14 protein-coding genes are annotated in these 12,080 nt (G+C 71.0%); 9 read left to right on the top strand and 5 right to left on the bottom strand.

What is annotated here, in order from left to right:
• From AB0G15_RS39970 to AB0G15_RS39960, 3 genes are all read left to right on the top strand, one after another.
• Positions 1-679: SpoIID/LytB domain-containing protein (locus tag AB0G15_RS39970; protein ID WP_362850576.1), on the top strand; the 679-nt coding region annotated here is incomplete at its 5' end.
• A gap of 217 nt (positions 680-896) precedes the next feature.
• A complete protein-coding gene (locus tag AB0G15_RS39965; RefSeq protein ID WP_362850575.1) occupies positions 897-1,184 on the top strand; it encodes a carbohydrate-binding protein in 288 nt (95 codons plus the stop codon).
• 137 nt (positions 1,185-1,321) lie between these two features.
• Positions 1,322-1,552 (top strand): hypothetical protein, encoded by a 231-nt coding sequence (locus AB0G15_RS39960; RefSeq protein ID WP_362850573.1) that lies wholly within the window; start codon positions 1,322-1,324, stop codon positions 1,550-1,552.
• 300 nt (positions 1,553-1,852) lie between these two features.
• On the opposite strand, the gene AB0G15_RS39955 is transcribed toward AB0G15_RS39960, so the two are convergent.
• Together AB0G15_RS39955 and AB0G15_RS39950 are read right to left on the bottom strand one after the other, a co-directional pair.
• The gene (locus AB0G15_RS39955) at positions 1,853-2,128 is read right to left on the bottom strand and encodes a DsbA family protein (protein WP_362850578.1); all 276 of its coding nucleotides are present in this window, start codon (positions 2,126-2,128) and stop codon (positions 1,853-1,855) included.
• Between the two features lie 200 nt (positions 2,129-2,328).
• Positions 2,329-3,012, bottom strand: coding sequence for a hemerythrin domain-containing protein (locus AB0G15_RS39950; protein ID WP_362850571.1), 684 nt, complete (start codon positions 3,010-3,012; stop codon positions 2,329-2,331).
• A gap of 71 nt (positions 3,013-3,083) precedes the next feature.
• On the opposite strand from AB0G15_RS39950, the gene AB0G15_RS39945 reads away from it, so the two are divergent.
• On the top strand, positions 3,084-3,713 hold the full coding sequence (locus AB0G15_RS39945; protein WP_362850569.1) for a TetR/AcrR family transcriptional regulator: 630 nt from the start codon (positions 3,084-3,086) through the stop codon (positions 3,711-3,713).
• A 91-nt stretch (positions 3,714-3,804) separates the two neighbouring features.
• Here AB0G15_RS39945 and AB0G15_RS39940 read toward each other — a convergent pair whose 3' ends face one another.
• Positions 3,805-3,945: an aldehyde dehydrogenase family protein gene (locus AB0G15_RS39940; RefSeq protein ID WP_362850567.1), complete on the bottom strand. Its 141-nt coding sequence runs from the start codon at positions 3,943-3,945 to the stop codon at positions 3,805-3,807.
• Between the two features lie 71 nt (positions 3,946-4,016).
• Here AB0G15_RS39940 and AB0G15_RS39935 point away from each other — a divergent pair, with 71 nt between their 5' ends.
• Together AB0G15_RS39935 and AB0G15_RS39930 are read left to right on the top strand one after the other, a co-directional pair.
• Positions 4,017-5,183, top strand: a complete 1,167-nt coding sequence (locus tag AB0G15_RS39935) for an RDD family protein (protein WP_362850565.1) — start codon at positions 4,017-4,019, stop codon at positions 5,181-5,183.
• 32 nt (positions 5,184-5,215) lie between these two features.
• Positions 5,216-6,250: a TAXI family TRAP transporter solute-binding subunit gene (locus AB0G15_RS39930; RefSeq protein WP_362850563.1), complete on the top strand. Its 1,035-nt coding sequence runs from the start codon at positions 5,216-5,218 to the stop codon at positions 6,248-6,250.
• Between the two features lie 207 nt (positions 6,251-6,457).
• On the opposite strand, the gene AB0G15_RS39925 is transcribed toward AB0G15_RS39930, so the two are convergent.
• Entirely contained in the window at positions 6,458-8,029 is a 1,572-nt protein-coding gene (locus AB0G15_RS39925; protein ID WP_362850561.1) for a HAMP domain-containing sensor histidine kinase, read from the bottom strand.
• Positions 8,030-8,035: 6 nt separating this feature from the next.
• Positions 8,036-8,719 (bottom strand): response regulator transcription factor, encoded by a 684-nt coding sequence (locus tag AB0G15_RS39920; RefSeq protein WP_362850559.1) that lies wholly within the window; start codon positions 8,717-8,719, stop codon positions 8,036-8,038.
• Positions 8,720-8,893: 174 nt separating this feature from the next.
• Here AB0G15_RS39920 and AB0G15_RS39915 point away from each other — a divergent pair, with 174 nt between their 5' ends.
• The 3 genes from AB0G15_RS39915 to AB0G15_RS39905 are packed head-to-tail and all read left to right on the top strand — an operon-like array spanning position 8,894 to position 11,920.
• The gene (locus AB0G15_RS39915; RefSeq protein ID WP_362850557.1) at positions 8,894-9,931 is read left to right on the top strand and encodes a tripartite tricarboxylate transporter substrate-binding protein; all 1,038 of its coding nucleotides are present in this window, start codon (positions 8,894-8,896) and stop codon (positions 9,929-9,931) included.
• Position 9,932: 1 nt separating this feature from the next.
• Positions 9,933-10,394, top strand: a complete 462-nt coding sequence (locus AB0G15_RS39910) for a tripartite tricarboxylate transporter TctB family protein (protein WP_362850556.1) — start codon at positions 9,933-9,935, stop codon at positions 10,392-10,394.
• Positions 10,395-10,414: 20 nt separating this feature from the next.
• A complete protein-coding gene (locus tag AB0G15_RS39905; protein ID WP_362850555.1) occupies positions 10,415-11,920 on the top strand; it encodes a tripartite tricarboxylate transporter permease in 1,506 nt (501 codons plus the stop codon).
• Positions 11,921-12,080 lie beyond the last annotated feature (160 nt).

The raw sequence follows: 12,080 nt of genomic DNA, 5'->3' as shown, positions 1-12,080 counted from the left end.
CGCCGCCGCCTCCGTCTGGAACCGCAGCGGCAAGACCGTCCGCGTCTACTTCAACAGCGGCCACACCGGCACCTACCAGGACTTCAAGGCGGGCGTCCGGGGCAACCTCACGGCCACCCTCAAGAACCAGAACGCCTCGCACCAGTTCCTGGGCGGCTCCACACCGCCGACCGGGTGCAAGACCGACGGCACGCACAGCAGGCTGCCCACGACGATCCTCGTCTACCGGAAATCCCTCAACCGCGTGGACCGGGTGGAGTTCAAGACCTACATCAAGAACGTCCTGCCCAACGAGTGGCCGTCGTACTGGCCCAAGGAGTCCCTCAGGGCCGGGGCGATCGCCGTCAAGAACTTCGGCTGGTACTGGGCGCTGAGGTCGGCGAGCAAGACGCCGAGCGGCCAGTGCTACGACGTCTCCGACAACACGAACAGCCAGGTGTACAGGCCCGGCTCCGCGACGGCGGCGACGAACGCCGCGGTGGACGCGACGTGGGGCACCCGGATGACGCGCGACGGGAGTATCTTCCGGGCCCAGTACTGCGCCACGACCACGGCGTGCGGCCACTGGGTCACCGGCGACTGGATGTCACAGACCGGCTCCCGCGACAAGGCCAAGGCGGGCTGGAGCTCCTCCAGGATCCTCAAGCACTACTACCGGGGGATCGCTCTCACCTCCTGACCCCCGCAGAAGCCTCCTGGCTCCCGCAGACCGCCCGCCCCTGGTTCCCCGCCGTGCGACGCACGGCGGGGAACAGGCATGAGCCGGTAGGTCAGGCCCGCCGCGGCCTCTTCCCCGAGTGGGCGATCACCGACGGAGCCAAGCCGTCGGGTCTCCGTCCAGGAACCTCGCCGGATGTCCGGCAAGTAAGATCCAACCTCTTTTCCCTCTTGTTTCGATGATATTTCCTTGTCTACCCCCCCTCACTGATCGGAGGAATTTGTGTGATCAAGTTCCTACGTTCCAGACTGGGCATCGCACTGTCAGGTGTGGTCGCGATGACGGCAAGCTCGTGGTCTCACCCAGCCAGGGGTCGGTCGCCGTGTCACCGACAGGTGGCGGGGACACCTACGCGACGGTGTCCACGACGTTGAGCGGGTCGGCCTCCGGACCTCTGTATCTGGTCTTCGTCGGCAGCGGCACCAACTACCTGTTCGACATCGACACCTTCACCGTCGCGACGTGAGGTGACGTCGGTCCATCCCCGGGCCGGTGACCGTCCGGGGATGGCGCCGCCGGGCCGGCCGGGAGGATCGGCGCGGGGAGAAGCGAAGGCAGGTGAGTGATTCCATTTGTCGGATCCGTCGTGGGATTCTCTCCAGCATGACCGAACCCACGGATATCCCGCCCCCCTACATTCCCGGTCCCAGGCCCGACGACGACATCACGTTCGTCCGCGCCATGGGATCCATCGCACTGATCGGCGGCGTCGTTCTGTCCTTCGGCCTTCTGCTGTTCAACGGCGGGTCCCCGTTGTGGACATGGCTCACAGCGCTGATCGGGCTTGGACTACGCCTGGAGGCGGCGATCCGCGAGCATGGGCGACGCCCCTGAGCCCTTTGCCGTCGTCCCTCTCCCCTTTCTGATGATGCTTGTCCACCGCGTCCGCAAAGGCTCGTGGCCCTCGGTGTTCCGAGTAATCGCGGTGGCTTCCCTGGCAATCGGCTTTTGGACGGTGTTTCGCGCTCTCTGCGGGTACGAATTCAATCTCGACCTCGCCGCCCTGGATGTTCTGATCAATGCCGGAACGGCACTTCTCATCGGAGCCGGCATATGCATATTGGCTGAGCTACGTCGTGGCGACATGCCTCCGGCGGGGGCGCCTCGGCTCCGGGGCGATCCGGTCGGGCCGCGCTACAGCAGCCGCCGCAGGTCGGCGACGGGCTGGATTCCGGAGACCGGTGGCCGGCCGTCGATCACCAGGCTGGGAATGCCGGTGACACCGTGCTCGCCGAACCAGCCGGCCATGGCCTCGGCGGCGGTCGGGCCGGGGGTCCGGCCCGCCTCCGGAGCGAGCTCGTAACCGCGCCAGACGATTTCGAGACCGTCGCGGCCGGCGTGCTGCGCCGAAGCGGCCGCCAGGCGTCTTTTACCGATGTAGCACCACGGGCACAGCACATCGGCGTATATCTCAAGCTTCGTGAACGTCCTCCAACATGTCGTGGCCGGTCGGCGGATGTTCGTCCCATCCGCGTCGTGTCAACATCGTCGGCGACCAGTAGAGCGGCAAGGGCCTCCGGAGACGTAGGCCGGATGACTGGTCCGGCGACTCAAGCCGTCTCGACGGGGCCGGACCGTGGAGGCTCCACCGGCCGGTGACCGATCCGTCCCTATCCCTGCGCTCCGGCGCGCACCGCGCGCACGTGGGCCTCATACCGCCGGGCACCCATGACGCGCCACAGAAACCGGGCCGGAGCGGGCATCTCGTTGAGGAACCAGGTCCGCTCGCGCCGTGTCGCGTCCTCCAGGACCATGCCGGCCATGGTCAGCTTGCCGGTGAGGCTCTTCGGGCCGTGTTTCATCGCGTGCTCCTGCGGCGCCAGCCACTCCGGCACGGTGAGGTGCTCGTGGATGAGGGGGAGCACCTCGCTCTCCTCCAGCTCGAGGTGCTCGATGAGAGCCGGGCCGAGGTCGCGCAGGGCGCCGGCGACGCGGTCGCGGGCCGTGGGGCTCGCCTCCGCGGTCCAGCTCGGCAGCTCGGCCTCGACGGCGCCGACGGCTCGGGCGATCACGTCATGCTGCCGCCGCATGACCTCGATCAGGTCTTTCTCGAGCGGGACGCGTTCGACGAGGATCGGCCAGAGCAGCTCGTCCTCGGCCTCGTGGTGTTCGTGCAGCATGACGAGCACCAGGTCGAGATGTGTGCCGAGCAGGCGCGCGCGGGCGACGTCGCCGGCGGGCACGGCGGCGATCAGCTCGGGGAGCTGCGCGAACTCGCGGCGCATCGCGCGGTGGATGACCTTCATCTGCTGGGTCTCGGGCTTGTCCACGGGGGAGTTCGGATCGATCAACATACTTTCATAGTAATCCATATACTATGAATGTATGTTCATTACTATCAATGTTCTGCTGTCATAGTGATTTCATGGCAAAGCGTGCGTACACCTCGACGGTCCGGGCCGTCGCGGCCCGGGAGACCCGCGCCGCGATCTTGCGAGCCGCGAAGCAGCTCTTCGCCGAGCAGGGGTACGCGAGAGCCACGGTGGCTGGGATCGCCGAACGAGCGGGGGTCGCCCTGAACACCGTGTACACGAGTGTGGGCGGCAAGGCGGCGCTGATGGAGGCACTGGTCTCGGAGAGCGCCGGTGACGAGCAGATCCAGGCCACCTTGAACGCCGCACTCGGCTCGGCCGACGGCCGTGACATCCTGCGCCGGACGGCCGAGGGCACGGGCGACATGACACGGCGCCACGAGAGCGTCCTGAACCTGCTGTTCGACAACGCCACCGCCGATCCCGCGGTGGCGGCCGTGGCCGAGCGTGCCGTCCAGCGCTACCGGGGCCGGCTGGCCCGCATCGCCGAACACCTGGTGACGCTCGGCGCCGTTCGCACCGGCCAGGTCAGGACCGAGCAGGTTCTCTGGTTCTACTTCGGCCGGGGCGGGTGGAAAACGGTCCGCGAGCTCGGCTGGGACTGGGACGACGGCGCCGCCTGGCTGGCGGAGCAGGCCGCCGCCGCTCTGCTGGCCCCGACGGCCGGCAGGGGAGCGACGTGACGGAGGAGGCCGGCCCGCAGGCACCCGGCATCGCCCCGGGCAACGGTACGGCTACCCGGTCGCACGGCCCGTTCAGGCCGGCCGCCTCGTCTCACGCGGTGAACTCGAGCAGTCCGGCCTGACCGCTCTCGACGCCGATGCCGGACTGCTCGAGGCCGCCGAAGGGCGCGAGCGGCGACAGGTGCATGATCTCGTTCACCCGGACGGTGCCGGCCTGGAGCCGCTCGGCCACGGCCTGGCCGTCGGGTCCGTGTCGCGTGCCGGGGCAGCGTAGGGTGTCGCTCCCAGGCCGAAAGGATCATCGTGCCGCAGTTCTCCCGGTTGTCGCGGTCAGCGTTGTCGGCGTGGGTGGCGGCCGCGGCCGTCGCCGCCTTGCCGGCCTGGGCGTCGTGGCTCGAGCGACTCGACCGTGAGGAGCCCGCCGGGAACCCCGGGGATGTCTACGGGATGGTGTGCCAGTACAACGGTGGAACGACGCTGTCACCGCTTGCTCCGCTGCGCCGTGATCTCGAAGAGGTCATGGAGATCACGGAGAACTGGACGTTTCCGGTCCTCGTGGTCCTTCTCGGCCTTCTCGCGTGTCTCGGCCGCAGGGATCCCGGGGTGACAGGTCGGCGGGTGGCGGGACTCCTCGTCCTGATCGCGCTCGTCGAACCGCTCGCCTCGTTGCACAGCGATCGGAATGGCTGCGACGAGACCCCTCTGTTCAGCGCCGGCTGGTTCGCAGGGGTGGCCGGCGGATGGGGGATCACCCAGCTGTGTCTCCCGGTGGCCGCGACGCTGGTGTTCGCCGCGTCGCGGGCGAGGCGGTCCGTCACCGCGGACGAGCCGGGCGGGTCACCGGCCGGGATGGTGTGGCGCCGGCCCGCGGCGGCCCTGGCCGACTATTCGATCGTTGTCACGGCCCTCAGCGCGGTCGTGGGGGCGGCCTGGCCCCTGATCGACATGGGCTTCAAGGTCCATATGGGAGCCGGGCTTCTGGAGCGGGCCGACGCGTACGTGTTCCGGAGCAGAGTGGGGCCGGCGGAACTGGCCATCCTGGGCGCGCTGTTCCTTTACTTCTGGGTGCAGCACGCCCTGTGGGGGCGGACGCTCGGCAAGCGGCTGCTGGGTGTCCGGGTCGTCGCCGCGCGGACGGGCGGACGGCTGGGCGCGGGCAGGACCGCGCTCCGCACGCTGGCCTTCCCCCTCCTCGCCTTCGTTCCCGAGGTCGGGCTGTGGTGTCTCCTCGCGGACGGGTTGTGGATGCTCCTCGATCCCGAGGGCCGGGTTCTTCACGATCGCTGGCTGGGTGCCGCGGTGGTACGCGACCGGGTGAGGAGCGCTCCATCCCGGACCTGGACCGGCGTCCTCTGCGTGATCTTGTCGGCGCGGATGCCGGGCACGAGTCTGGACGACCGTGGGCCGAGAGACCTCACGGAGCCCGTCAGACCAGGTTCCGAAGACGGCGGGCGGCTTGGGCGGGGTTGACGCCGACGAGGCCTTGCCGGAGGGTGGCGCGGATGCGGTGGGTTGACGAGACGCCGATGCCGTCGGCGAGCGGTGGCCGCCGTCCGTACCGTCCCGGCACGGCGCTGGACCGGGAGCCACGGCTCAGCCGGCGGGCGGTGCTCCTGGCCGCCGGAGGACTGCTCGCCGGTTGCTCCCGGCAGCCCGAGGCCGGCAAGGTCCACCTGCGACTGGCCACCGGGCCGGCGGGGGCGGTGTACCGGCGCATCGGCGGCGCGCTGGCCGAACACGTCTCCGAGCAGGTGCCGGGTGCCACCCTGGTCACCGTGCCGAGCGGGGCGTCCACCGACAACATCCGGATGCTGCGGGCCGGCGAGGTGCACCTCGGGCTGACGAGCCTGGACGCGCTGATCACGACCGACGGCAGCGCGCCCGACGGGCTCTCGGCGATATGCCGGCTCTACGACAGCCACCTGCATCTCGTGGTCATGGCCGGTTCGGCGATCGACGGGTTCCGGGACCTGGAGGGCAGGCGCGTGTCCCTCGGCGCCCGCGACTCGGGCACCGAGTTCACGTCGCGGCGGGTTCTGGAGCTCGGACGGGTGAACGCCGACGGCCGGTACCTCAGCCAGGCCGAATCGGCGGCGGCGCTGCGCGACGGCGAGATCGACGCGATGTTCTCCCTGACCGGCGTCCCGACCCCCGCCGTCACGGAGCTGGCGCAGCGGCACCCGATCCGGCTGATCCCGCTGGACGCGCAGGCGGGCGCGCTCTTCACGGCGTTCCCGGGCCCCTACGCTCCGGCCATGATCCCCGCGACCGCCTACGCCGGCGTCCCGGCCACCCGTACCGTCGCCGTGCCGAACGTGCTCCTCGTGCGCAACGACCTGCCCGACGACCTGGTCCACGCCATCACCGACACGATCTTCACGCACACCGGCACGATCATCTCCGCCAGTCGCGACGCCGAGGCCGTTCCCGAGGCCGTTCCGGAAACGTGGCAGATCAACGTGCGTACCGGGATCTCCACCGCGTCGATCCCGCTCCATCCGGGCGCGGCCGCCTGGTTCCGCGACCGCAAGCGCTGACCCGAGACGGCGACAGGCCGGTGACGGCGACGCACTCGAGACGGCGACGCACTCGAGACGGCGACGCACTCGAGACGGCGACGCACTCGAGACGGCGACGCACTCGAGACGGCGACAGGCGGGTGACGGCGACAGGCCGGCGGCGGGGCCCGGGCCTCGGGCCGGCGAGGGAGCCCGGGGCCCCGGACATGCGACGGGCACAGGTTCTCAGACCTGTGACGGAGCCGGGTCGCCGGCCGGCGACGCCACCCGCGGAACGACCGGCAACGCGACCACCGCGGCGAATCCGTGCCCGGACCCGTCCGGACGCGGCAGGCCCTCCTCCAGCCGCAGCTCGCCCCCGGCCGCCCCGACCAGGTCGGCGCAGATCGCCAGCCCCAGGCCGGTCCCGGGCACGTTCTGGTGCCGCGGCGACCGCCAGAACCGCTGTAGCGCCTGGGCTCGCTCGGACGCGTCGATTCCCCGGCCGTCGTCACGGACGACGATCGTGACCACGTCTCCGGCCGCGGAGGCGTCGCCAGGTCCGGCGTCCGCGCCACCGCGGGCTACCCGGGCGGTGCCCGCGCCACCGGGAACGACCCGGCCGGTGCCCGCGCCACCGGGAACGACCCGGCCGGCGTCCGCGCCACCGGGGGCGACCCGGGCGGTCACCTCCACCATCCGCGCGTCCGACAGCCGTAACGCGTTGCTGATCAGCTCGTCCAGGATGCTGCCCAGTCCGCCCGGCGGCTCCAGCAACCGCAGCCCCGGCGGCACGTCGACCGCCAGCGTCTGCCCCGCGGTCGCCGTCAACGCCTGCCACCGGTCCACCCGGGTCGCCAGCACCGCGTCGAGATCCACCGGCGACGCCGTCCGTATGCTCTCCATCCGCGCGCTGGCCTGCAGCGAGTTCAGCATCCGCTGCATCGCCTTCAGCTCGTCGACGGCGACGTCGTAGACCTGCCGCCCGTCGCCGGACGCGCGCAGGTGCGGTTCCAGGCTCTCCACGGCGAGCCGGAGGCTGGTCAGCGGGTTGCGCAACTGGTGCGACGCGTCGGACACGAACGCCCGCTGCCGCTGCACGGCGTTCTCGACAGCGTCCATCATGGTGTTGAACGACTCCGCGAGCCGTCGCAGCTCGACGGGGCCGGCCTCGGCGTCCGCCCGGATGGTGAGGTCGCCCTGCGAGATCCGGGAGCTCGCCGCGTCCAGCTCCCGTACCGGACGCAGCACCCACGCCGACACCGGCCAGGCGACGGCCACCAGCGCGATCAACGGCAGCAGCCCGAGCCCGGCGAGCTGGGCCCATCGCACGAGGATGCGATGGCGCGTCCTCGACAGGTCGGAGATCGTGACGACGGTGCCGACGACCTCGCTGTCGCGGCCCACCGGCTCCGCGACCACGAGCGCGGAGTCGTCCCACGGCGCCCACTCCCAGGACGGTTCGGACCTCGCGCCGGCCAGCGCCGCGGTCACGATCCGGGGCAACGCCGGTTCGGCCCGCGCCGCCTCCTGGTACGCGCCGGCCGGTCCGAGCAGCACCGTGCCCGACATGTCGATCACCGCGACCGGGATGCCGTACAGCCTGTGGTAGTGCGTCAGCTCCTGGTGGAGCGCCTCGGTCCGCCCGGTCGACAGCGCGGTCTCGGCCAGCGACGCGAACCGGCCGACGTCGTTGAGCCGGTCGACGTAGGTCTCCTGCATCTCCCGCTCGGCCACGGTGACGCTGAGCGGTACCCCGAGCGCCGCGACGAGCAGCACCGCGAGGGGCACCAGGACGGCGAGCAGGCGACGGTGCACGGCGCGTCAGCCGATCAGCTCCGGCTGGTCGGCCAGGAGCCGATAGCCGACTCCGTGGATCGTGCGGATGAGCACGACAGGCCCGAGCTTGTGCCGCAACGCCGCGATGTGTGTGTCCAGGGTGCGACTCGAGGACTCCCAGGTCGCGCCCCAGATCTGGTCGAGGATGACGTCGCGGCTCACCACGTTCGGCGCCCGCCGGGCCAGCAGCAGGAGCAGCTCGAACTCCTTGCGGGTCAGCGTCACGAGCGTGCCGCCGACGGTGACCTCGCGGGTGCCGACGCCGATCCGCATCGGGCCGAGGACGAGCGGCTCGTCCGGGTGGCTCAGGGCACGGGCCACCCGGGTGCGCCGCAGGACGGCGTCGATGCGGGCCAGCAACTCCGGGATGCCGAACGGCTTCACGATGTAGTCGTCCGCGCCGGCGCGCAGGCCGCGGACCCGCTCGTGCTCCTCCGATCGCGCCGTCACGGCGATGACGGCGGTCTCCGGGCGGTCACGCAGCCTGCGGATCACGTCGAGCCCGTCGCCGTCGGGCAGCCCCAGGTCGACGAGGACCACATCGGACGGGGCGGCGCGCACCGCCTCCGCGGCGGTGGCGACGCGGTGGACCTCGAAGCCCGCCTGGGCCAGGACGGTCACCAGAGCCCGCGCCACGCGGTCGTCATCCTCGATGATGGTGATCCGCATACCGGCGGATTGTACGGCCCGGCTCGGCGTTTGGTCAGCCCTCCATTTTTTGCGATTTCTCCGGCGTCCGGCGCATTCTTGGGATTTCTCTGACACCATCCGCGCCCTCGCCAGCCGAGACTGAGGCCGCGCGCTCACCGACAAACGCGCGTGCGCCGACGAGGAGGCCGCGATATGAGAACGACCAGCAGATACCGGGCCGTCGCGCGGATGAGCGTCGCGATCGGCGTCCTCTCGCTCGTCGCCGCCTGTTCCGGCAGCGGGGGCGCTCCCGGCGGAGGCTCCACCGGCGCGAGCGGCGCCGGGGGCTATCCGGACAAGAACATCACGTTCGTCGTGCCGTTCAGCGCGGGTGGCCCCACGGACACCGTCACCCGCATGATCGCCGAGCCGATGGCCGCCAAGCTCGGCGCCAAGGTCGTCGTCCAGAACGCCGAGGGCGCGGGCGGCACGGTCGGCGCCGGCGAGGTCGCGCGGGCCGATCCCGACGGCTACACCGTGCTCATGCACCACATCGGCATGTCGACGGCGCCCGCCCTGTACAAGGACCTGGGCTACAAGCCGCTGGAGAACTTCGAGACGGTCGGGCTCGTCACCGAGGTGCCGATGACGATCGTCGCCCGTAAGGACTTCGCGCCCGCGACGCTCCAGGACCTCGTGACCCACGTGAAGGCGAACGCCGGCAAGGTCACGCTGGCCAACGCCGGCATCGGCGCCGCGTCCCACCTGTGCGGCCTGCTGTTCCAGTCCGCCACCGGGGTCAAGCTCCAGGAGGTCCCGTACGAGGGCACGGGCCCCGCGCTGACCGACCTCGTCGGCGGCCAGGTCGACTTCATGTGCGACCAGACGACCAACACCAGCGGCCAGATCTCCGCGGGCGAGGTGAAGGCGTACGCGGTCACCACGCCGGAGCGGGTGAAGAGCCTGCCCGACCTGCCCACCACGACCGAGGCCGGGCTGCCCCAGCTGCAGGTCAGCGTGTGGCACGGTCTCTACGTCCCGAAGGGCACGCCGCAGGACGTCGTCCAGAAGCTGTCCGAGGCGCTGAAGGTGGCGCTCGCCGACAAGGGCGTCGTCGACCAGATGGCCAAGCTAGGTACCGCGCCGGTCGCGGCCGAGGACGCGACCCCGCAGGCGCACCGGGCCAAGCTCGAGGAGCAGCTCGGCACCTGGGCGAAGGTCATCGCCGACGCCGGCGTCAAGGCCTCCTGAGGTGGAGCGCCGCCGGTCCCTCCCGGACGTCCTCGCCGGGGGAGTCTTCGTCCTGATCGGTGGCGCGTTCGCGGTGGGGGCGCTCGGCTACGAGCTGGGCACCCCGCTGCGGATGGGCCCCGGCGCCTTCCCGCTGCTGGTCGGCGCGACCGTGGCCGCCCTGGGCCTGGCGATCGTCGTCAAGGGGCTCGTCGCCGGCGAGATGATCTCGTTCGGGCCGGTCCCCTGGCGCGCGGTCGCCCTCATCGTGCTCGCGGTCCTGTTCTTCGGGCTCACCGTCCGGGGCCTCGGGTTCGTACCGACGTCGGCGGTGACCGCCCTGCTCACCGCGCTGGCCGGCACGCGCGTACGGCTGCTCACGGCCGTCGCCGTGGCCGCCGGGCTCACCGTGGCCGCCACGCTCATCTTCGTCGTCGGACTTCAGCTGCGGATCCCGCTCCTGGGCCCGTGGCTGGGGTTCTGACGCGGCATCCGGATTGAGGCATGGAACTTCTCGACAACCTCGCGCTGGGTTTCTCGACCGCCCTCCTGGTCCAGAACGTCCTCTACTGCTTCGTGGGAGTGCTGCTCGGGACGGCGGTCGGCGTGCTGCCCGGCATCGGGCCGACGGCGACGGTGGCGATGCTGCTGCCGATCACCTTCAGCTTCGAGCCGGTGACGGCGCTGATCATGCTGGCCGGCATCTACTACGGCGCGCAGTACGGCGGCTCGACGACCGCCATCCTGATCAACCTGCCCGGTGAGTCGTCGGCGGCGGTCACCGCGCTGGACGGGCACGAGATGGCCCGCCAGGGCAGGGCCGGCCCGGCCCTGGCCGCCGCCGCGATCGGGTCCTTCGTCGCGGGCACGGTGGCCACCGTCGTGCTGGCCGTCGCGGCCCCGCCGCTGGCCCGCGTCGCGCTGAAGTTCGGCCCCGCCGAGTACTTCTCGCTGGTGCTGCTCGGCCTGATCGTGTCGATCGCGCTGGCGCGCGGCACGGCGCTCAAGGCACTGGCGATGATCGCGCTCGGCGTCCTGTTCGGCACGGTCGGCCAGGACCTCTACACCGGCACGCCCCGGTTCGTGTTCGGCCAGCGCGAGCTGTACGGCGGCATCGACTTCGTGTCGGTCGCCGTCGGCATGTTCGGGCTGGCCGAGATCCTGCGCAACCTGGAGAGCGAGCAGACCCGCACGGCGATCGTCGGCAAGGTGAGAAACCTCTGGCCGACCCGCGAGGACCGGCGCCGGATCGTCGGCCCGATCCTGCGGGGCACCGGTCTCGGCGCCGCGCTCGGCGTCCTGCCCGGCGGCGGCCACGTGCTGGCCTCGTTCACCTCGTACGCCGTCGAGAAGCGGATCTCGAAGCGGCGGGAGGAGTTCGGGCGCGGCGCGATCGAGGGCGTCGCGGGCCCCGAGTCGGCGAACAACGCCGCCGCGCAGACGTCGTTCATCCCGCTGCTCACCCTGGGGCTGCCCGCCCACCCGGTGATGGCGCTGATGGTCGGCGCGTTCATCGTCCACGGCATAACCCCCGGCCCGAACGTCATCACCGACGAACCGGCGCTGTTCTGGGGACTGATCGCGTCGATGTGGATCGGCAACGTGCTGCTCGTGCTGCTGAACCTGCCGTTGATCGGCCTTTGGGTGCGCATGCTGCGCATCCCGTACCAGGTGCTGTTCCCGATGATCATCCTGTTCGCCGCGATCGGCACGTACTCCCTGGAGTTCAACGCGTACGACGTCTACGCGATCGTGTTCTTCGGGATCCTGGGCTACATCCTGATCAAGTGCGGCTGCGAGCCGGCGCCGCTGCTGCTCGGGTTCGTCCTCGGCCCCCTGCTCGAGGAGAACATGCGGCGGGCGCTCATCATCTCCCGCGGCGACGCGTCGGTCTTCCTGACCCGGCCGATCTCCGCGGTGCTCCTCGCCCTGGCCGTGGCGGCGCTCGTCGTCGCCGTCCTCCCGGCGATCCGCAGGCGCCGCGAGGTCGTGTTCACCGAGGAGGAGTAGGAGCCGGCGGTCCGCGGGTTCGCGTCGGCGGTTGTCCATCGATCGGTGGACAGCCGGGTCGACCGGCCGGTCGACCCGCGCGAAGTGGTCGTCGGCCTACCGTGGAACGGGAGATCTCCCGGTGGCGGAAGGGGGATCGAAGAACCCGTCGAGGCCAGGG

It is taken from the genome of Streptosporangium sp. NPDC023825, from assembly GCF_040639575.1.
In the GTDB taxonomy this organism is placed as follows: Bacteria; Actinomycetota; Actinomycetes; order Streptosporangiales; family Streptosporangiaceae; genus Streptosporangium.
The sequence above is the reverse complement of the archived record's forward strand: the minus strand, read 5'-3'. Positions and strand labels throughout refer to the sequence as shown.

What these genes read in the sequence shown, in the direction of transcription:
- AB0G15_RS39950 (WP_362850571.1), bottom strand. Translation starts at nt 3,012, where the DNA reads ATGTTGATCGATCCGAACTCCCCCGTGGACAAGCCCGAGACCCAGCAG.
- AB0G15_RS39930 (WP_362850563.1), top strand. Translation starts at nt 5,216, where the DNA reads ATGCGGTGGGTTGACGAGACGCCGATGCCGTCGGCGAGCGGTGGCCGC.
- AB0G15_RS39920 (WP_362850559.1), bottom strand. Translation starts at nt 8,719, where the DNA reads ATGCGGATCACCATCATCGAGGATGACGACCGCGTGGCGCGGGCTCTG.
- AB0G15_RS39960 (WP_362850573.1), top strand. Translation starts at nt 1,322, where the DNA reads ATGACCGAACCCACGGATATCCCGCCCCCCTACATTCCCGGTCCCAGG.
- AB0G15_RS39965 (WP_362850575.1), top strand. Translation starts at nt 897, where the DNA reads ATGATATTTCCTTGTCTACCCCCCCTCACTGATCGGAGGAATTTGTGT.
- AB0G15_RS39905 (WP_362850555.1), top strand. Translation starts at nt 10,415, where the DNA reads ATGGAACTTCTCGACAACCTCGCGCTGGGTTTCTCGACCGCCCTCCTG.
- AB0G15_RS39915 (WP_362850557.1), top strand. Translation starts at nt 8,894, where the DNA reads ATGAGAACGACCAGCAGATACCGGGCCGTCGCGCGGATGAGCGTCGCG.
- AB0G15_RS39945 (WP_362850569.1), top strand. Translation starts at nt 3,084, where the DNA reads ATGGCAAAGCGTGCGTACACCTCGACGGTCCGGGCCGTCGCGGCCCGG.